The following is a 17453-nucleotide window of genomic DNA, read 5'->3' on the forward strand; positions in this document are numbered from 1 at the left end:
TCCCTTCCCGCTCAGTTCTTCACGAACGGGAACTTGAACTCGGTGAGGAGAGCCTTGGCTTCCTCATCGGTCTTGGCCGTGGTGCAGACGATGATGTCCATGCCCCACATCTGGTCGATCTGGTCGTAGTTGATTTCCGGGAACACGATGTGTTCCTTCAGACCGGTGGCGTAGTTGCCGCGACCGTCAAACGACGTGCCCTTCAGACCACGGAAATCCTTCACGCGCGGCAGCGCGATCGTGATGAACCGGTCCAGGAACTCGTACATCTGGTCGCCGCGCAGGGTGACCTTGCCGCCGATGACCATGCCCTCGCGCAGCTTGAAGCCGGCGATGGAGTTACGGGCCTTGGTGGCGACGGCCTTCTGACCGGCGATGGCCGTCAGATCCTTGAGGGCGGCGTTCGCCTTCTTGGAGTCCGCGACGGCTTCGCCGATGCCCATGTTCAGGACGATCTTGTCCAGCTTGGGCACCTGCATTTCGTTCGTGTAGCCGAACTTTTCCTTCAGCACCTGGCGGATGCGCGCCTGGTACTCGCCCTTGAGGCGCGGGGTGTACTTCTCGGTAGCCATCAGATGACGTCTCCCGTCGTCTTGGCGATGCGGACCTTGGTGTCCCCATCGATCTTGAAGCCGACGCGGGTCGCCTTGCCGTTGGCGTCGGCGATCGCGACGTTCGACAGGTGAAGCGAGGCTTCCTTGTTCTTGATGCCGCCCTGCGGGTCAGCCTGGCTCGGGCGCGTGTGGCGCTGAACCATGTTGACGCCTTCAACCAGGACGCGGTTTTCGGTGGGCAGGACCTTCAGCACGTTGCCCGTGCGGCCCTTGTCCTTGCCGGTGAGGACGACGACGCGGTCGCCCTTTTTGATCTTGGCGGCCATGTTACAGGACCTCCGGAGCCAGCGAGATGATCTTCATGTGGTTCTTGGCGCGCAGTTCGCGGGGAACCGGGCCGAAGATCCGCGTGCCGACAGGCTCGTTCTGCTTGTTGACGATGACGGCGGCCGACTTGTCAAAACGGATGACCGAGCCGTCCTTGCGTTGGATGTCCTTGGCGGTGCGCACGACGATGGCGCGAACAACGTCGCCCTTCTTCACGCGGCCACGCGGGATGGCTTCCTTCACGGAGGCGACGATTGTGTCGCCGATCGAGGCGTAGCGGCGCTTGGAGCCGCCCAACACCTTGATGCACATGACCCGGCGGGCGCCCGAATTATCGGCCACTTCCAGGTTAGTTTGCATCTGGATCATAAGATCAGATCCTTCTGATTACGAGGCGGAGGCGTTGGAAAGGACTTCCCAGCGCTTCAACTTGGACTTCGGGGCGCACTCGACGATGCGAGCGATGTCGCCGACTTTGAGCGCGTTGGCTTCGTCGTGGGCGTGATACTTCTTCGAAAGACGAACGATCTTCTTCAGAACAGGGTGAAGCAGCGTGCGCTCCACCTTCACGACGACGGTCTTTTCGCCCTTGTCGGACACGACCACGCCTTCGAGAATTCGCTTGGGCATATTCGTCTCCTTACGAGGCCGCACGCTTCTCGCGCAGAAGCGTCGAGATGCGGGCGATGTCTTTGCGCACTTCACCCACGCGGTGGGTTTTTTCCATTTGGCCGGTGGCCGCCTGGAAACGCAGGTTGAACTGTTCCTTCTTGAGCTTCAGCAGCTCGTCGGACAGTTGGTCGGTCGTTTGCGACCGCAGATCGGCGATCTTGGTCATTAGGCGGCTACCTCGACATGGGCGACGCCGGCGTCGATACGGGTCACGACCTTGGTGCGGACCGGCAGCTTGGCGGCGCCGAGACGGAGCGCTTCACGGGCCACTTCGTCCGTCACGCCGTCGATTTCAAACAGGATGCGGCCGGGGTGGCAACGCGCGGCCCAGTGGTCCACGGCGCCCTTGCCCTTACCCATCCGGACTTCGGCCGGCTTGCCCGTGACGGGCAGGTCGGGGAAGACGCGGATCCAGACGCGGCCCTGGCGCTTCATCTGGCGGGTGATCGCGCGGCGAGCCGCTTCGATCTGACGCGCAGTGATGCGTTCCGGCTCCAGCGTCTTCAGGCCGTACGACCCGAAGTTCAGCGAGAAGCCGCCCTTGGCCGAGCCGTGGATGCGGCCCTTGAAGGCCTTGCGGTACTTGGTCTTCTTCGGTTGCAACATGACTTAGTTCTCACGTCCCCGGTCGCGACGCGGACCGCGGTCGCCACGGGGGCCGCCGCGTTCGCGGCCTTCGTTCGAGGACGGACCCGACGCTTCCTGGGCCCAACGCTTGTCCTGGGCCATCGGATCGTGCTCGAGCACTTCACCCTTAAACACCCAGACCTTCACGCCGATGATGCCGTAGGTCGTCTTGGCTTCGTAGAAGCCGTAGTCGATGTCGGCGCGCAGGGTGTGAAGCGGCACGCGACCTTCGCGATACCATTCCATCCGCGCGATTTCCGCACCGCCCAGACGACCCGAGACGTTCATCCGGATGCCCTTGGCGCCCAGACGCATGGCCGACTGCATCGAGCGCTTCATGGCGCGGCGGAAGGCCACGCGACGCTCGAGCTGCTGGGCGATGTTCTCGGCGATCAGCTGCGCATCGGTTTCCGGCTTGCGGACTTCGATGATGTTCAGGTGAACTTCACCTTCGGTCTGGGCCGAAATGTCCTTGCGGAGCTTCTCGATGTCAGCGCCCTTCTTACCGATCACGACGCCCGGACGGGCGGCGTAGATGGTGATGCGGCACTTCTTGTGCGGGCGCTCGATGATGATGCGCGACACGCCGGCGGCGGCCAGACGTTCCCGCAGCCACTCGCGCAGCTTCAGGTCCTGGTGCAGCAGGCGGGAATAGTCGGCGCCGGCGGCGAACCAACGGCTGTCCCACGTACGGTTCACGCCGAGGCGCAGACCGATCGGATTGATTTTCTGACCCATCAGGCGGCCTCGCCGGCTTCACGGACCACGATGGTGATCTCGCTGAACGGTTTCAGGATGCGCGACGAACGGCCACGAGCACGGCTCGCGAAACGCTTCATCACCAGGTTCTTGCCCACGAAGGCCTCGGCGACGACCAGGTTGTCGATGTCGAGGTTGTGGTTGTTCTCAGCGTTCGAGATCGCCGAATACAGGACCTTGCGGACATCGGTCGCGATACGCTTACGGCTGAATTCCAGCTCGTTCAGCGCCTTCTGAACCGGCATGCCGCGGATCGATGCGGCGACCAGGTTCAGCTTTTGCGGGCTGATGCGCACGTTGACCAGCTTGGCGCGGGCCTCGGTCGGGGCGACCCGACGAATGTTCTTGGTCTGGGCCATCAGTTACTTCCTTTTGGCCTTCTTGTCCGCCGCGTGACCCGGGAAGTTCCGGGTCGGGGCGAACTCGCCGAGCTTCATGCCGACCATCTCTTCCGAGACCGACACGGGCACATGCTTCTGACCGTTATGGACGCCGAACGTCAGACCGACGAACTGCGGCAGGATGGTGGAGCGGCGCGACCAGGTCTTGATCACGTCCTTGCGGCCCGACGTTTGAACGGCGTCGGCCTTCTTGAGCAGATACCCGTCGACAAACGGGCCTTTCCAGGAGGAGCGGGCCATTCTTAGCGAGCCTTCTTAACGTGGCGGGTACGGATGATGTACTTGTCCGTAGCCTTGTTCTTGCGGGTACGGGTGCCCTTGGTGTCCTTACCCCACGGCGTGACGGGGGTGCGACCACCAGAGGTCCGGCCTTCACCACCACCGTGCGGGTGGTCGATCGGGTTCATGGCGACGCCGCGGACGTGCGGGCGGAAGCCCATGTGACGCTTGCGACCGGCCTTGCCCAGGTTCTGGTTCATGTGGTCGGGGTTCGAAACCGCGCCCACAGTGGCGATACAGCCGTCCAGGACCATGCGCAGTTCGCCCGAGCCGAGACGGATCTGGGCGTAGCCCTGATCGCGACCCACCAGCTGAGCGTAGGCGCCGGCCGAGCGAGCCAGCTGGGCGCCCTTGCCCGGCTTCATCTCGATGTTGTGGATGATCGTACCCACCGGCATCGAACGAAGCGGCATGGCGTTGCCCGGCTTCACGTCGGTCTTTTCGCCCGCGATCACCGTGTCGCCGGCCTTAAGGCGTTGCGGCGCGATGATGTAGGTCTTCTCGCCGTCTTCGTAGGTCACGAGGGCGATGAAGGCCGTGCGGTTCGGATCGTATTCCAGACGCTCGACCGTGCCGACCATGTCCCACTTGCGACGCTTGAAGTCGATCTTGCGGTACAGGGTCTTGGCGCCGCCGCCGCGGAAGCGGACCGCGATGCGACCGCCCTGCCCGCGTCCGCCCGACTTGGTCAGGCCTTCGGTCAGCGACTTTTCCGGACGGCCCTTGTGGAGCTCCGAACGGTCGACCAGCACGAGGGCGCGACGGCCCGGCGAGGTCGGATTGTAATGTTTCAAGGCCATCTGATCAGAGCCCCGTGGTGACGTCGATCGACTGGCCGTCGGCCAGGGTCACGATCGCTTTTTTGATGTCCACGCGACGACCCAGGATCCCCCGGAAGCGCTTGGTCTTGCCCTTTTGAACCAGGGTGTTGACCTTCAGGACGTTGACTTTGAACAGGCTTTCGACCGCCGCGGCGATCTCGTCCTTGGTCGCCGTGTCGGCGACGCGGAAGACGACCTTGTTCTGCTCGGACAGGATCGTGGCCTTTTCGGTGATCACCGGAGCCAGGATGGTGTCGTAGTGCTTGGCGGTAGGTTGAGCGGCCATTACGCGGCTTCCTTATCGCTGAAGCGGGCTTCGATCGCCTCGATAGCGGCCTTGGTCAGCACCAGCTTGTCAGCCCGCAGGATGTCATAGACGTTCAGGCCGGCGTTCGGCAGCACGTCGATGTGCGGGATGTTGCGTGCGGCCAGGCCGAAGTTCGTGTCGACTTCCGGACCCGCGATGATGAGAGCCTTGGTCCAGCCCAGCTTGCCGAGCGTCTCGCGCAGCGAGGCGGTCTTGGCTTCCTTGACCGAGACGGTGTCCACGATGATCAGGTCGCCCGACTTCGCCTTGGAGGACAGGGCGTGACGCAGAGCGAGCGCGCGGATCTTCTTCGGCAGCGAGAAGCCGTGGTCGCGAACGACCGGACCAAAGGCGCGCGAACCGCCGACGAACTGCGGTGCACGGCGCGAACCGTGACGAGCGCCGCCGGTGCCCTTTTGCTTGTACATCTTCTTGCCCGTACGAGAATTCTCGTTGCGGGTTTGAACCTTGTGCGTGCCGGCGCGGCGCTTGGCCAGCTGCCAGTTGACGGTGCGGGCCAGGATGTCGCCGCGGATGTCGGAGATGCCGAAGACGGCGTCCGACAGTTCCACGTCGCCAGCGGCCTTGCCGTCGAGTTGGATGACAGAGAGTTTCATTACGCTTCACCGCCTTCGGTCGCTTCGACGGGGGCTTCTTCAGCCGGGGTCGAGGCGGGTTGAGCAGCAGACTTGCTCGACTTCAGCGCACCGGGGAACGGAGCGTCAGCCGGACGAGCCTTCTTGATGGCGTCACGAACCTTGACGTAGCCGCCGTCATGACCGGGGACAGCGCCCTTGATCAGGATCAGGCCACGCTCGGCGTCCACGCGGACGACGGTCAGGTTCTGAGTGGTGACGGTTTCGGCCCCGTAGTGACCGGCCATCTTCTTGCCAGGGAAGGTCCGACCCGGGTCCTGACGGTTACCCGTCGAACCGTGCGAACGGTGCGACAGCGAAACACCGTGCGTGGCGCGCAGACCGCCGAAGTTCCAGCGCTTCATGGCGCCGGCGAAACCCTTACCGATGGTCTCGCCCTGGATATCGACCTTCTGACCCACCACGAAGTGTTCGGCCGAAAGCTCGGCGCCCACGTCCAGCAGACCGTCCGCATCGACGCGGAACTCGGTCACATAGGCTTTCGGTTCGACTTCCGCCTTGGCGAAGGTCTCGCGTTGAGCCTTGTTGGTGTTCTTGGCCTTCTTCGTGCCAGCGCCCAGTTGGAGAGCGACGTAACCGTCACGCTCCTGGGTACGTTGGCCGACGACCTGGCAGCCGTCGAGCTGAAGCACAGTGACCGGTACGTGCGCGCCGTCATCGGCGAACACGCGGGTCATGCCCAGCTTCTTGGCGATCACGCCCGTGCGCATCGGATCCCGCCTCTTTCTACTTTAAATCTTGATCTCGACGTCCACACCGGCGGACAGGTCGAGCTTCATGAGCGCGTCCACGGTCTGCGGGGTGGGGTCGACGATGTCGAGCACGCGTTTGTGCGTGCGGATTTCAAACTGCTCACGCGACTTCTTATCGACGTGCGGAGAGCGGTTCACGGTGAACTTCTCGATCAGGGTCGGCAGCGGAATCGGACCGCGAACGGTCGCGCCGGTGCGCTTGGCTGTATTGACGATCTCGCGCGTCGAGAAATCGAGGACGCGGTGATCAAAGGCCTTGAGCCTGATGCGGATGCTTTGATCCATATCGGTGCTTACTTCCAATGCGGTCGGAGGACCGCGTCCCTGTGAACCATTTCAAAGACCGAAGGCCTTCGGGCATAGAGCCCTCAGGGAACGCAAATCCGCAAAAACGATCGGCCCACGCAGTCGCCTGCGAAGGCCGCTAAAGTCCTGGGTCACTGCAAAGAACAGGGTCTCAGGTCGTTCCTGCGAACCGCGTCTGCATCCGGGGATGCACAGCCGGTCCAACAAGAGTGGGGCTTATGCCTACCGATTCCATTTTCGTCAAGCGGCGAAACCGTGGCGGCGACAGGATTCCGTCAGGCCGGTTCCAGCGTCGCCGCAGGCTTCGAAATCGGCGCAGATCGCCCCGCCTCATCGACCGCCACCATGACGAATTCGGCCACGGCCGACCGCCGTCGTTCGCCGGTCAACAGCGCCTCCGCCCACAGCTCCACCTCTATGGCGACGGAGGAGCGGCCGACCCGCGTGACGCGCGACGCCAGTTCGATCATGTCTCCTTCTCTTATAGGCGACGAGAAGTCGATGCGGTTCGACGCCGCCATGACCATGACGCCCCTGGCCCGTCGCGTGGCGCAGATGAAGGCGGCCTTGCCCATCAGCTTCAGGGCGTCGCCGCCGTAGAGGGTGCCATAGTGGTTGGTCCAGGTCGGGAAGACCATCTCCGCCGTCCGCAGCCAGCCGTCCCCCGGCTCCTCCCCCTTGTCCGGAACCGGCGGCAGGTCGCCCTGCCCCGCTTCGCGGGGCGCCACCATGTTGAACACGCCGCGCGTACACAGGCGGCGCTCGCCGCTGACCGGCGCCTCGGCCCACAGTTCGACCTCGACCCCCATGGAGGTTCGGCCCACGCGCGCCACCCGACCCGTCGCCTCGACCATTTCGCCGATCCGGGCGGGTGCGGCGAAGTCGATCCGCTCGCAGCCGGCCGTGACCGTGTGCCGCCGCGCATGACGCGCGGCGGCCAGGAAGGCGACCTTGTCCAGGTGCGCCAGACCGACGCCGCCGAACAATGTGCCGTGGTGGTTGGCGTCGCCGGGGAACACCATGTCTATAAGCGTGACGCTCATCCCCCTACGGCCTCCAGGCGCGCGGCCTTCGCGGCCGAGACCATATTGGTCAGCGCCGCCTCGGTCTCGGCCCAACCGCGGGTCTTCAGGCCGCAGTCCGGGTTCACCCACAGCCGGTCCACCGGCAGCTTGCCCGCCGCCGCCGTCAACAGGGCCGCCATCTCATCCACCGACGGCACGCGCGGCGAGTGGATGTCATAGACGCCCGGCCCGATCTCGGCCGGATAGCGATAGTCGGAGAAGGCGTCGAGCAGCTCCATCCTGGACCGCGAGGTCTCGATGGAGATGACGTCGGCGTCCATGGCCCCGATGGACTGGATGATATCGTTGAACTCGGAATAGCACATGTGGGTGTGGATCTGGGTTTCGTCCCGCACGCCCGAGGCGGTGATGCGGAAACACTCGACCGCCCAGTCCAGATAGGCCGCCCAGTCGGCGCGGCGCAGCGGCAGGCCCTCGCGCAGGGCCGCCTCGTCGATCTGGATCACGACGGCGCCGGCGGTTTCCAGATCGATCACCTCGTCACGGATGGCGAAGGCGATCTGGCGGCAGGTCTCGCTGCGCGGCTGGTCGTCGCGCACGAAGGACCAGTTCAGGATCGTCACCGGGCCGGTCAGCATCCCCTTCATCGGCCGCTCGGTCAGGCCCTGGGCGTAACGCCACCATTCCACCGTCATCGGTCTGGGCCGCGACACGTCGCCATAGATGATCGGCGGCCGCACGCAGCGCGAGCCATAGGACTGGACCCAGGCGGCCTTGGTGAAGACGAAGCCGGACAACTGCTCGCCGAAATACTGGACCATGTCGTTGCGCTCGAACTCGCCGTGGACCAGCACGTCCAGACCCAGGTCTTCCTGCCATTTCACCGTCCGCGCCGTCTCTTCGCGCAGGAAGGCGGCGTAGGCGGCGTCGTCGATGACGCCCTTGCCGTGATCGGCGCGCGCCTTTCGAACCTCGGCCGTCTGGGGGAAGGAGCCGATGGTGGTGGTCGGATAGGCGGGCAGGTTCAGCCGCCGCTGCTGCACCGTGCGCCGGATCTCGAAGCTGGAGGTGCGGTTCGACAGGGCGGGGTCGGCGTCCGCGGCGCGCGCCTGGACCTTCGGATCATTGATGCGCGGCGAAGTGCGGCGCGAGGCGACGGCGGCGGTCGAGGCGTCCAGTTCGGCCTTCACCGCATCGCGGCCCTGGTTCAGGGCGCGGGCCAGGGTCGCCAGTTCGGCCACCTTCTGCACGGCGAAGGCCAGCCAGTTCCTGATCTCCGGCTCCAGGGCCGTCTCACGCTCCAGATCGATGGGGGTGTGGAGCAGCGAGCAGGACGGCGCCAGCACCACCCGGCGGCCCGAGGCGACCAGGGGCTCGACCCGGTCCAATACGGCGTTCAGATCGGCCTTCCACACATTGCGGCCGTCGATGACGCCCAGCGACAGCACCTGATCGGGACGCATGTCCGAAGCGACCGGGGCCAGTTGCTCCGAGGCGCGGATCAGGTCGAGATGCAGGCCATGCACCGGCAGCTTCAACGCCGTATGCAGATTGTCGCCCAGCGCCCCGAAATAGGGGGTCAACATCAGCTTGATCGGCGGCGTCACATCGGCCAGCACGCGATAGGCGTGATCATAGGCAGCCTTGGCCTCGTCGCTCAGGTCCGTGACCAGGCAGGGTTCGTCCATCTGCACCCAGGTCGCGCCCGCGCGCGCCAGCGACCGCAACACCTCGGCATAGACCGGCAGCAGGCGAGGCAGCAGGCTGAGGACGTCGAAGTCGGCCCCGCGCGTCTTGCCCAGCAGCAGATAGCTGACCGGCCCCAGCAGCACCGGTCGAGTGTCGATCCCCTGCCCCCTGGCTTCCAGATACTCGTCCAGCGCCTTGGTCGAGCCCAGCCGGAAGACCTGATCCGCCGTGAACTCAGGCGCGAGATAGTGGTAGTTGGTGTCGAACCATTTGGTCATCTCCATCGCCGGCGCGCCCTCACCGCCGCCGTGGACATGACCCTGTTCGCAGACCGGACTGTCGCCGCCGCGAGACCCCGGCGCTCCAGACCCTCTGGCCATGGCGAAATAGGTCGCCAGATCGACCCGATCCCCGCTCCAGCCATAGGCGGCGGGCACGGCCCCGACCATGGCGGTCAGGTCCAGCACCTGATCATAAAGAGAGAAGTCGTTCGACGGCACGATGTCGGCGCCCAGATCGCGCTGGCGCGCCCAGGTCAGGGCGCGCAGCTCGGCGGCGGTGGACAGCAGGGCGTCCCCATTGATCTTGCCGGCCCAATAGGCCTCAAGCGCGGTCTTCAGCTCGCGCTTGGGGCCGATGCGGGGAAAGCCGAGGGTGGCGACCTGGACAGTGTGGCGGGTCATGACGTTCGAAACCTGTGTTGTGGCTAGGTTTCGGACAGGGGCGCATCGACGCCGACGCGGACGTGCAGGGTCCGGCGGCGCGCATGCGGCCTGACCGGACACCCCGCCGGAGGACGTTATCTGTCGGGGCAGGTCTCCTGGCTCACGGGTCGACGCCTCGGATCCGGCCTTCCCGGCGCGAACGCCAGTGACACGAGATGGACCCTCGACTCGCCGCTTACAGTTGCGGGGGCAGCGCCGGTTTCACACCGGCTTCCCTCTTAGCTCCACGCGCCCCGAAGACCGCGTGCAGACCACGACCCGGGCACATGACCGCAATGAAGCGCAGCCGTCAATATATATAAGGATATGTTTATATGATTATATGATTTCGGCCCGTTAACCCCTTGCCGCAGGAAACGCGCGCGAGCGACACATTTCGACCACAAGGCGTGGCGGATGAGACACATGTCAGTTTCAAGACACTTATGTAACGACGGTTTATTGCTCAGCTTCTCGCGCCGGCTGGTAGCAGCCGCCCTCCCCGGGCCTCCACCCGGGCACAGACTGCTAAGGACAAAAGAAAATGAAGACGATCCTCCTCGCCTCGGCCGCCGCCACCCTGTTCGCCGCCCCGGCCTTCGCCCAGAACGCCATCGGTTCGGTCGGCGTGACCTACTCCAACCCGTCGATCGAAGTCGCCGGCGATGACGTCGACGCCGACGTCTGGACCGTGGACGGCACGGTCGCCCTGCCGGCCGCCGACTGGACCGTGACCCTGAACGGCGCCGTCGACTACACCAAGGCCTTCGGTGAAGAAGACGTCACCGGCGTCGCCGCCGCTCACCTGACCAAGATGTGGACCTCGGACGTCCGCGCCGGCGCCTTCGTCGCCGCCAACGACATCGGTTCGGGCAACGATCCCGTCTGGACCGTCGGCGCCGAAGCCCAGAAGTACCTGTCCAACGCGACCCTGACCGGCCTGGTCGCTTACACCACGTCTGACGACAGCGACGCCGACATCTGGACCGTCGGCGGCGACGCCGCCTTCTACGTCATGCCGAACCTGCGCCTGAACGCCGGCGTCAGCTACAACAACGTGGACGTGGCCGGCGGCGACGTGGACGCCTGGACCTATGGCGTGGGCGCCGAGTACGAAATCGAGAACACCCCGTTCTCGGTCGGCGCCGCCTACACCCGCGCCGACGTCGACTCGATCGACGTCGACACCTGGTCGCTGGGCCTGCGCTACAGCTTCGGCGGCGGTCTGCAAGCGCGTGACCGCGCCGGCGCCGGCCTGAACGTCTCGTCGATCACGAGCGTCCTGGGCGGCCTGTAAGCAACGGCCTCCCTCACGGGATGAGAAGAGCCCCGGCGGAGCGATCCGCCGGGGCTTTTTTCATGTCCGGATCGACGCACGAAAAAGGCCCCCAGGGTTCCACGACCGGGGGCCTTTCCTCTCGCGGCGAGATACGGGTCTTAACGCCCGATATGAAGCGTCCCTGATCCGACGACGGTGCGGGACACTGAGCCTGTGGCGGCGGCGACGCGGACGTTCCCCGAGCCGGCGATGGCGACGCTGAGGTCGCGGGTCGTTCCGCCGTAGCGGACGTCGCCGGACCCGCCGATGGCGACCGACAGCTTGTCCAACCGACCCTGGCGGACGTTCACCCCGCCCGAGCCGCCGATGGAGATGTCGCCCTGACCATTAGCGCTGGCGACCTCCACATTGCCCGAGCCGCCGACGGCGACCTTGAGGTCGCCGGTGCCGCCGGCCGAAACCGAGCCTGAACCGCCGACGCTGGCGTCCAGCGTCCGCGACGTCCCGGCGCGGATCGACCCCGAACCGCCGACGCCCAGCTCAAGGTCGCCGTCCACATTGGCGATGGTCCAGCCGCCGCAGCCGCCGCTGTTCAGTTCGACCGAGCGCGCGCCGCGTCCCACGGCGCCGAACACGGCGCCGCCGGCGCTGACATCCACGTTCCGCGGCGTGCGCAGGATGATCAGGGGCGCGTCCTCCAGCCGGATGCGGCCCAGATCGCGCACCTCGACCGTCGCGCCCTGGCCGGGCTGGGCTGCGTCTGCGCGGCCCGAGTTGCAGTTGCGTATGCCGTCGCCACGCCCCCAGAGGCCATTGCGGCGGAGCCCGCCGTCGATCTCCACGTCACGGCCGTTGCGCCGCACCTGTACGGCCGGCAGCCGTGACCGGCCCTGTGTCACCTCGACGGCGATGTCCTGGCGGTCCTCGACGATGACGACCACGCGCGCCACGGCGTTGCGGATCTCGACTTCGCCGGCCGATGCGGGCGCGGCGGCGGCCAACCCCGTCAGGGCGGCGACGGCGGCGGCGGCGATCAGAGCGGTTTTCATGGAGGCGTTCCCTTTCCCGGATATGAGGAAAAGGTGCGCGCTGGCGACCCGCGAGTCATTTTAACTCGAGGTCATGAACTCGAATTAACGGGTGGCGTTCAAGGCGCCCGCGCCGTCCGCAGCCCCGACCTCGGGCTGGAAGTCGCGCTCGAAGGTCGCGATCCGGCTCTTCATCGCCCCGGCCCGCTTCAAAGCGAGCGACGCGACCCAGCGCGCCGCCAACTCCGGCGCCGCCATGCCGTCGGTGAGGCGCGGCTCGCCGCCCCGGCTGCGGATCACGGCGTTGGTGAACAGTGCGCCGTTTCTGAACCGCGACGGCCAGGTCTGGAAATCCATCGACAGGCTGACGCAGAACCGGTCCAGGTTCTCCACACGATGCGGCGCATACAGGGGCCAGGTCAGGGCGCGGCCGGGCTCCAGATCCATGATCTGGGCGTCGTTCTCGAACGCCAGATCATAGGGCAGTTCCTCCGTCGTCTGGCGCGCGACGACCTGTTCCATGCTGCGCTCGGGCAGATGCCGCTCGTCGCCCGGATAGACGAACAGCCTCTTGCGCCCGCGCAGGTGGAACAGAACCACCCCCGCCGCATCGAAATGATAGGGCACCCGCGCCTTGGGCGAGGACAGGATCAGCTGGCCCGCGTTCCGCACAGCCCGCAGACCCGGATAGGTCGCCTGGATCGCGGCGAAATCCTTCATCGCCGCCGCCCACAATTCGGGCCAGGCCGTCTCGACCCCGCGCAGATTGACCCAGAGCCGGCCCTGTTTGATCGCCTCCAGGAGATCCTCGCCCGACAGCCGCCCCCGCGCGCCGGTGCGCAGGCTGACCTGGCCCGCGTCGTCGTAGTCGTACAGGTTGATGTCGAACAGTTCGGCCGGATAGCGGTCCAGCACGGCGGCCAGGGCCGCATCCTCGGCGAAGCCCTGTTCCACCAGGCTGTGCGGATGGGTATTGGCCTCGGCGATGGGGCCGGGATAGCGGGTGCGGCGGCCGCTCATGATCCTATCCTCAGACATGGGCGACGCGCGTGGGCGTCTTCCTGCGGGCGGCGGCCTTGCTGACGGCGGATCGAACCGCGACGGCCGCGCCGCGCAGCCGCCCGACCGGCGAGGCCTCGCAGGCCTCGATGGTGGACCAGCGACGGCGCAGCGACGCCCGCAGCGCCTCGCCCCGGCCGCCCGCCTTGTCCAGCACGCCTACCGCTGCGTCGCCCAGGGCCTGGGTCAGGCCGGGCCGCATCACCACCGCCTCGCGCACCGTCTGCCGGGCGTTGACGAAATACTTCTTGTAGCTCTCGCCCTCGAACCCGAAGTCGAAGACCCGGAAACCCTCGGCCGAGGCCAGCCGCATCGTGTCCATGCTCAGCAATATCCCCGGCGAGCAACGCGCCAGGCTGGGTTCATAGACCGGGAACCAGAAATGATAATGCCGACCCGCGTGTAGCGAGAACTCGATCGCCACCAGCTTGTCCCCCGCATGCATGGCCGCTATCGAGGCCCCGAAGTCCGGCCGGGGGTCCGCCATCAGGGCGTGGAGCAGGTCGCGCGTCCAGCCGCAGGCGAAAATGTCGTGCAGGCCCGACCGGCGATACTGGGCCGCCTTCAGATCGATCAACTGGTCCAGCAGGGCGGGGTCGCGCAGGCCGCGTTCGACCCGAACGGGGCCCAGCTCGGCCTCCAGGCTGCGACGGGCCCGTTCCTTGTCCTTGAAATATTTGCCGAAGGTCACGCGGCGCTCGGCGTACCAGGCGTCGAAGCCGGCGTCCGGCATGGCGACCTGAACGGTCTCACGCGCCTGGCCGGTCTCGGCCGCGCCGATCCAGCCGGGGACGTTCAACCGGCGTGCATGAAGCAGGTGCGCCACCTGTTCCAGCGTGATGGTCTCGCCCTCGGCGGCGATCACGCCATGATAGTCGTTCATCGGCGCACCCAGCGGCTGCACCGATCCGCCGCGTTTCTGATGCGGGAAGAAGCCGACGATCCGCCCCCCGCGCCGAAACACGGCCACGGCCGCGCCCGGACAGACGCGGGCGGCGATCTGCGTATAGTCCCAGCGGAAATAGGGACTGGTCAGGGCCGGATTGGTCGTCGTCCAGTCGCGCCACAGGGCGATCGCGGCGGCGTCCATCGCCGCCGCGCTCATGATCTCGACCTGCAGCGTTTCGGCCATGCGCGTCCTCATGCGACCCTTGGGAGCAAGGTCCATTCCAGAAACCATGCGCCATGGCCCGTTTCGGTATGGTTCATCGTCATGGTGAACGGGGTGATATCGCCACAGCCGGGAGCCCCGCCGGCCCGCGCGCGTTGCCATCCTGCGGAGGCCTGCTCCGCCAGGAGACCCCCATGACAGACGCACGCCCCGACAATCGCAACGTAGAGAACGAAAACCTGCGTCCGGACCACGACGGCGAACCGCCGCGCCCCGCGACCGAACCCAAGGGCTCGGAAGGCTCCAGCAACTCGGGCGAGACCGCGACCGATCCTGCGACGGGCGAGGAGAACTGAACCCGACGCCACCACGCCCTTGTCTGTCGCCTCCGAAAGCTCCCGAATGAACCGCCGTTTCGCCTGCCTCGCCTCCAGTCTCGCCGTCCTGACCTTGGCCGCCTGTTCCCCGCCCGCCGACAATGACCGAGATGCGGCGACGTCCCCCGCCGCCGAAGTCGGGCAGTCAGGCCCCCTGTCGCGCGACGCCATCGAGAACAGCGCCTATTCGCCCCCTGCGCCCGACGCGCCCCAGACGACGGCGCAAAATCCGGCTCAACCGGAACCGGCCCTGATCCGCGCCCAGATTTTGCTGGAACGGGCGCGGTTTTCGCCCGGCGCCATCGACGGACTGGCCGGCTCGAACATGCGTCAGGCGATCTCGGCCTTCCAGGAGGCGCAGGGTCTGCCCGTCACCGGCGAACTGGACGCCGACATCATGGGCCGGCTTCGCGCCGTGGGGATCGGCGCCGTGACCTCGACCTATCGGATCACCCAGGAGGACGTGGCCGGCCCCTATGTCGGCGTGGTTCCGACTGATCTGGAAGCCCAGGGCGAGGCGGCCGCCATGGGATACGCCAATATCGTCGAAGCCCTGGCCGAACGTTTCCACGTGACCGAGGGCCTGCTGAGGGCGATGAATCCGGGCGCAGACTTCAACCGTGTCGGTCAGCCCCTGCTGGTTCCGGCGGTGAACACCAAGCCCCTGCCCGCCGAGGTGGACCATATCGACGTCAACAAGGCCGAGGGGTCGGTCAAGGCCTTCGCCGCCGACGGCAAGCTGATCGCCTATTTCCCGGCCACCATCGGCAGCGGCGACAATCCGACGCCCACCGGCACGGTCAAGGTCAACGGCGTCGCCCGCAATCCGAACTATACCTACGACCCGTCCAAGCTGAGCTTTGGCGAAGGGAGCCGCAAGGTCGTGGTTCAGCCGGGACCGAACAATCCGGTCGGCGTGGTCTGGATCGATCTGAACAAACCCAGCTACGGCATCCACGGCACGCCCGACCCGCATCTGGTCGGCAAGACCGCCTCGCACGGCTGCGTCCGCCTGACGAACTGGGACGCCTGGATGCTGGCCGACAAGGTCAAGCCCGGCGTGACCGTGCGGTTCGTCTGACTACTGAACCGCGCCGAAAGGCGTTCCGTCCCAGAAGTCGCAGTGGTGGCGGCCGAAGAAGTCCCTATCCAGTCGGTCGCCCTGGGCCGTGAACACCCGCACCGGCCCCGCACCCTCGACGCGGGGCCATTCGGGGCCGAAGTCGCCCTGGCCGAAGCCGGCCCACAGCCGCTGTATCCGGTCGGACAGGGCCTTCTGTAGGGGTGTGAACCGCTTCACATCGGTGAAGACCCAACTGGTCCCAAACACATAGGCCAGTTCGCTGGCGTGATAGGCGCCCAGGTCGAGGCCGACCAGCCAGTCCGGCAGGACGAAGGGCGCGCCGCGATCCGCGAACTCATAGCCCCAGACCGGCACATAGCGGGACAACTGACGGCGCAGGGCCTGGGACGGACAGGCGAACCTCTGGTCGGTGAAGTTCGCAGCGATGGCGTAGGCCGGCCCCTCAGGACCGACCGGATAACGGTCCAGCACGCGCGGGCCGACATCGCCGTACATCCAGATCGTCTCCTTCTGGTAGCGATCCATATCCTTGACCTCGTTGGCGAACAGCCGCCCCTCGTCCAGGTTCGTGCCGACGATGACCGGCACGCGGGTGAAGCGGCCCTCATGGATCGCCAGGGCCGGGCTTTCCGGCACGGTCGCGTCGGTATGAACCGGTCCCCAGGATCCGGGCCCATTGATCCCGGCCCGCAGGGACGGCGCGCGCGCCAACCGCCAGGCCGGAAGGGACTTCAGACAGTCGATCTGATCGGGGCCGCCACACCCCAGGTTTTCCGCAAAAATCGGCCCGGTCCTGGCCGCCTCCTCCGCGCTGACCAGGGACGACGGCTCCAGACATCCGCCGCTTTGCATGATGACCCGCTGGTACAGGCCCTCGGATTTGGGCGAGGCCATCAGGTAGCAGGCCGTCCATGCCCCTGCGCTCTCGGCGAACAGGGTCACATTGGCCGGATCGCCGCCGAAGGCCGCGATGTTCCGATTCACCCATTGCAGGGCCGCCTGCTGGTCCATCAGGCCGAAATTGCCGCCGAAGCCTTCGCTCTCCGCCTGGAATTTCGGATGGGCCAGCCAGCCCAGGGCGCCCAGGCGGTAGTTCAGGGTGACGACCACCCGATCCTGATCGGCAGCAAGTTTCGACGGATCATAGTTGACGCCCGAGCCGACAGTGAAGGCGCCCCCGGGAATATAGACCATCACCGGCCGCAGCTCGGCGGCGTATCCGGCGGGCGCATAGATGTTCAGATACAGACAGTCCTCGCCCCCCACGACGAGGCCGCCGCCCCCGCCCAGAATGGCCTTGCGCCCAATGGCCTGGGTGCAGTCCGATCCCGGCCGGGTCGCATCGCGCACGCCGGTCCAGGCCTGGACCGGCTGCGGCGCGCGCCAGCGCAGATCGCCGACCGGCGGACGGGCGAAGGGCACGCCCAGAAAGGCGCGAACCCCCGCGCCCTGAACGCCTCGCACCGTCCCGGCCTGTGTCGCCGCCAGCACGGACCGGGCATCGCTGGCGAACCGGACCTGATCGACCTTGCCGGGATGGGTGGCGCAGGCCGCAAGCAGCAGGGACGCAAACAGAAGCGACAGAAAACGCATGAAGACCCTTGGCCGAGACGAGCGAGCTTAACGCGGCCGAAGC

23 protein-coding genes and 1 riboswitch are annotated in these 17453 nt (G+C 66.3%); of the genes, 3 read left to right on the forward strand and 20 right to left on the reverse strand.

Going from position 1 to position 17453, the window contains the following annotated elements; genetic code table 11:
* Positions 1 to 11: 11 nt before the first annotated feature.
* From rplE to metE, 16 genes are all read right to left on the reverse strand, one after another.
* Positions 12 to 572, reverse strand: a complete 561-nt coding sequence (gene rplE, locus ACP7CK_RS12525; protein ID WP_008262588.1) for a 50S ribosomal protein L5 — start codon at positions 570 to 572, stop codon at positions 12 to 14.
* Positions 572 to 880 carry a 50S ribosomal protein L24 gene (gene rplX / locus ACP7CK_RS12530; RefSeq protein WP_008263379.1) on the reverse strand — a complete coding sequence of 103 codons (309 nt, stop codon included), beginning with the start codon at positions 878 to 880 and terminating at the stop codon, positions 572 to 574. Before rplX ends, rplE begins: the two co-directional genes overlap by 1 nt.
* Before the next feature lies 1 nt (position 881).
* Positions 882 to 1250 (reverse strand): 50S ribosomal protein L14, encoded by a 369-nt coding sequence (gene rplN / locus ACP7CK_RS12535; RefSeq protein WP_003164378.1) that lies wholly within the window; start codon positions 1248 to 1250, stop codon positions 882 to 884.
* Between the two features lie 18 nt (positions 1251 to 1268).
* Positions 1269 to 1511, reverse strand: a complete 243-nt coding sequence (rpsQ, locus tag ACP7CK_RS12540) for a 30S ribosomal protein S17 (protein ID WP_008262472.1) — start codon at positions 1509 to 1511, stop codon at positions 1269 to 1271.
* Positions 1512 to 1521: 10 nt separating this feature from the next.
* The gene (gene rpmC, locus ACP7CK_RS12545) at positions 1522 to 1719 is read right to left on the reverse strand and encodes a 50S ribosomal protein L29 (RefSeq protein ID WP_008263673.1); all 198 of its coding nucleotides are present in this window, start codon (positions 1717 to 1719) and stop codon (positions 1522 to 1524) included.
* Positions 1719 to 2159 (reverse strand): 50S ribosomal protein L16, encoded by a 441-nt coding sequence (gene rplP, locus ACP7CK_RS12550; RefSeq protein ID WP_008259917.1) that lies wholly within the window; start codon positions 2157 to 2159, stop codon positions 1719 to 1721. The genes rpmC and rplP overlap by 1 nt, the downstream gene beginning before the upstream one ends.
* A gap of 3 nt (positions 2160 to 2162) precedes the next feature.
* Positions 2163 to 2918, reverse strand: a complete 756-nt coding sequence (gene rpsC, locus ACP7CK_RS12555; protein ID WP_008264251.1) for a 30S ribosomal protein S3 — start codon at positions 2916 to 2918, stop codon at positions 2163 to 2165.
* A complete protein-coding gene (rplV, locus tag ACP7CK_RS12560; protein ID WP_008262904.1) occupies positions 2918 to 3298 on the reverse strand; it encodes a 50S ribosomal protein L22 in 381 nt (126 codons plus the stop codon). The genes rpsC and rplV overlap by 1 nt, the downstream gene beginning before the upstream one ends.
* 3 nt (positions 3299 to 3301) lie before the next feature.
* Positions 3302 to 3580, reverse strand: coding sequence for a 30S ribosomal protein S19 (gene rpsS / locus ACP7CK_RS12565; protein WP_008262211.1), 279 nt, complete (start codon positions 3578 to 3580; stop codon positions 3302 to 3304).
* Between the two features lie 2 nt (positions 3581 to 3582).
* Positions 3583 to 4419 (reverse strand): 50S ribosomal protein L2, encoded by an 837-nt coding sequence (gene rplB, locus ACP7CK_RS12570; RefSeq protein WP_008259904.1) that lies wholly within the window; start codon positions 4417 to 4419, stop codon positions 3583 to 3585.
* Between the two features lie 4 nt (positions 4420 to 4423).
* Complete coding sequence (locus tag ACP7CK_RS12575) at positions 4424 to 4726, reverse strand: 50S ribosomal protein L23 (RefSeq protein ID WP_008260292.1); 303 nt, start codon at positions 4724 to 4726, stop codon at positions 4424 to 4426.
* Positions 4726 to 5364, reverse strand: coding sequence for a 50S ribosomal protein L4 (gene rplD, locus ACP7CK_RS12580; RefSeq protein WP_035307172.1), 639 nt, complete (start codon positions 5362 to 5364; stop codon positions 4726 to 4728). Before rplD ends, ACP7CK_RS12575 begins: the two co-directional genes overlap by 1 nt.
* Positions 5364 to 6113: a 50S ribosomal protein L3 gene (gene rplC / locus ACP7CK_RS12585; protein ID WP_426026204.1), complete on the reverse strand. Its 750-nt coding sequence runs from the start codon at positions 6111 to 6113 to the stop codon at positions 5364 to 5366. Before rplC ends, rplD begins: the two co-directional genes overlap by 1 nt.
* 21 nt (positions 6114 to 6134) lie before the next feature.
* Entirely contained in the window at positions 6135 to 6440 is a 306-nt protein-coding gene (gene rpsJ, locus ACP7CK_RS12590) for a 30S ribosomal protein S10 (RefSeq protein ID WP_003164367.1), read from the reverse strand.
* A gap of 296 nt (positions 6441 to 6736) precedes the next feature.
* Complete coding sequence (locus ACP7CK_RS12595) at positions 6737 to 7504, reverse strand: acyl-CoA thioesterase (protein ID WP_292148859.1); 768 nt, start codon at positions 7502 to 7504, stop codon at positions 6737 to 6739.
* The gene (metE, locus tag ACP7CK_RS12600) at positions 7501 to 9858 is read right to left on the reverse strand and encodes a 5-methyltetrahydropteroyltriglutamate--homocysteine S-methyltransferase (protein WP_426026205.1); all 2358 of its coding nucleotides are present in this window, start codon (positions 9856 to 9858) and stop codon (positions 7501 to 7503) included. The genes ACP7CK_RS12595 and metE overlap by 4 nt, the downstream gene beginning before the upstream one ends.
* Before the next feature lie 110 nt (positions 9859 to 9968).
* Positions 9969 to 10171: riboswitch (cobalamin riboswitch) on the reverse strand.
* A 252-nt stretch (positions 10172 to 10423) separates the two neighbouring features.
* On the opposite strand from metE, the gene ACP7CK_RS12605 reads away from it, so the two are divergent.
* Positions 10424 to 11176 carry a porin gene (locus tag ACP7CK_RS12605; RefSeq protein ID WP_426026206.1) on the forward strand — a complete coding sequence of 251 codons (753 nt, stop codon included), beginning with the start codon at positions 10424 to 10426 and terminating at the stop codon, positions 11174 to 11176.
* A gap of 140 nt (positions 11177 to 11316) precedes the next feature.
* Here the strand turns inward: ACP7CK_RS12605 and ACP7CK_RS12610 are convergent, their stop codons facing one another.
* From ACP7CK_RS12610 to ACP7CK_RS12620, 3 genes are all read right to left on the reverse strand, one after another.
* Positions 11317 to 12207 carry a GIN domain-containing protein gene (locus ACP7CK_RS12610; protein ID WP_426026207.1) on the reverse strand — a complete coding sequence of 297 codons (891 nt, stop codon included), beginning with the start codon at positions 12205 to 12207 and terminating at the stop codon, positions 11317 to 11319.
* An 84-nt stretch (positions 12208 to 12291) separates the two neighbouring features.
* Positions 12292 to 13206 carry a transcriptional regulator gene (locus ACP7CK_RS12615; protein WP_426026208.1) on the reverse strand — a complete coding sequence of 305 codons (915 nt, stop codon included), beginning with the start codon at positions 13204 to 13206 and terminating at the stop codon, positions 12292 to 12294.
* 10 nt (positions 13207 to 13216) lie between these two features.
* On the reverse strand, positions 13217 to 14377 hold the full coding sequence (locus tag ACP7CK_RS12620; RefSeq protein ID WP_426026209.1) for a GNAT family N-acetyltransferase: 1161 nt from the start codon (positions 14375 to 14377) through the stop codon (positions 13217 to 13219).
* A gap of 173 nt (positions 14378 to 14550) precedes the next feature.
* Here ACP7CK_RS12620 and ACP7CK_RS12625 point away from each other — a divergent pair, with 173 nt between their 5' ends.
* Both ACP7CK_RS12625 and ACP7CK_RS12630 read left to right on the forward strand, forming a co-directional pair.
* Entirely contained in the window at positions 14551 to 14712 is a 162-nt protein-coding gene (locus ACP7CK_RS12625; protein WP_008259259.1) for a hypothetical protein, read from the forward strand.
* Positions 14713 to 14758: 46 nt separating this feature from the next.
* Positions 14759 to 15814, forward strand: coding sequence for a L,D-transpeptidase family protein (locus ACP7CK_RS12630; protein ID WP_426026210.1), 1056 nt, complete (start codon positions 14759 to 14761; stop codon positions 15812 to 15814).
* Here the strand turns inward: ACP7CK_RS12630 and ACP7CK_RS12635 are convergent, their stop codons facing one another.
* Complete coding sequence (locus ACP7CK_RS12635) at positions 15815 to 17410, reverse strand: carboxylesterase/lipase family protein (protein WP_426026211.1); 1596 nt, start codon at positions 17408 to 17410, stop codon at positions 15815 to 15817.
* Between the last annotated feature and the right edge of the window lie 43 nt (positions 17411 to 17453).

The sequence above is a fragment of the Brevundimonas sp. TSRC1-1 genome, assembly GCF_049898245.1.
In the GTDB taxonomy this organism is placed as follows: Bacteria; Pseudomonadota; Alphaproteobacteria; order Caulobacterales; family Caulobacteraceae; genus Brevundimonas; species Brevundimonas mediterranea_A.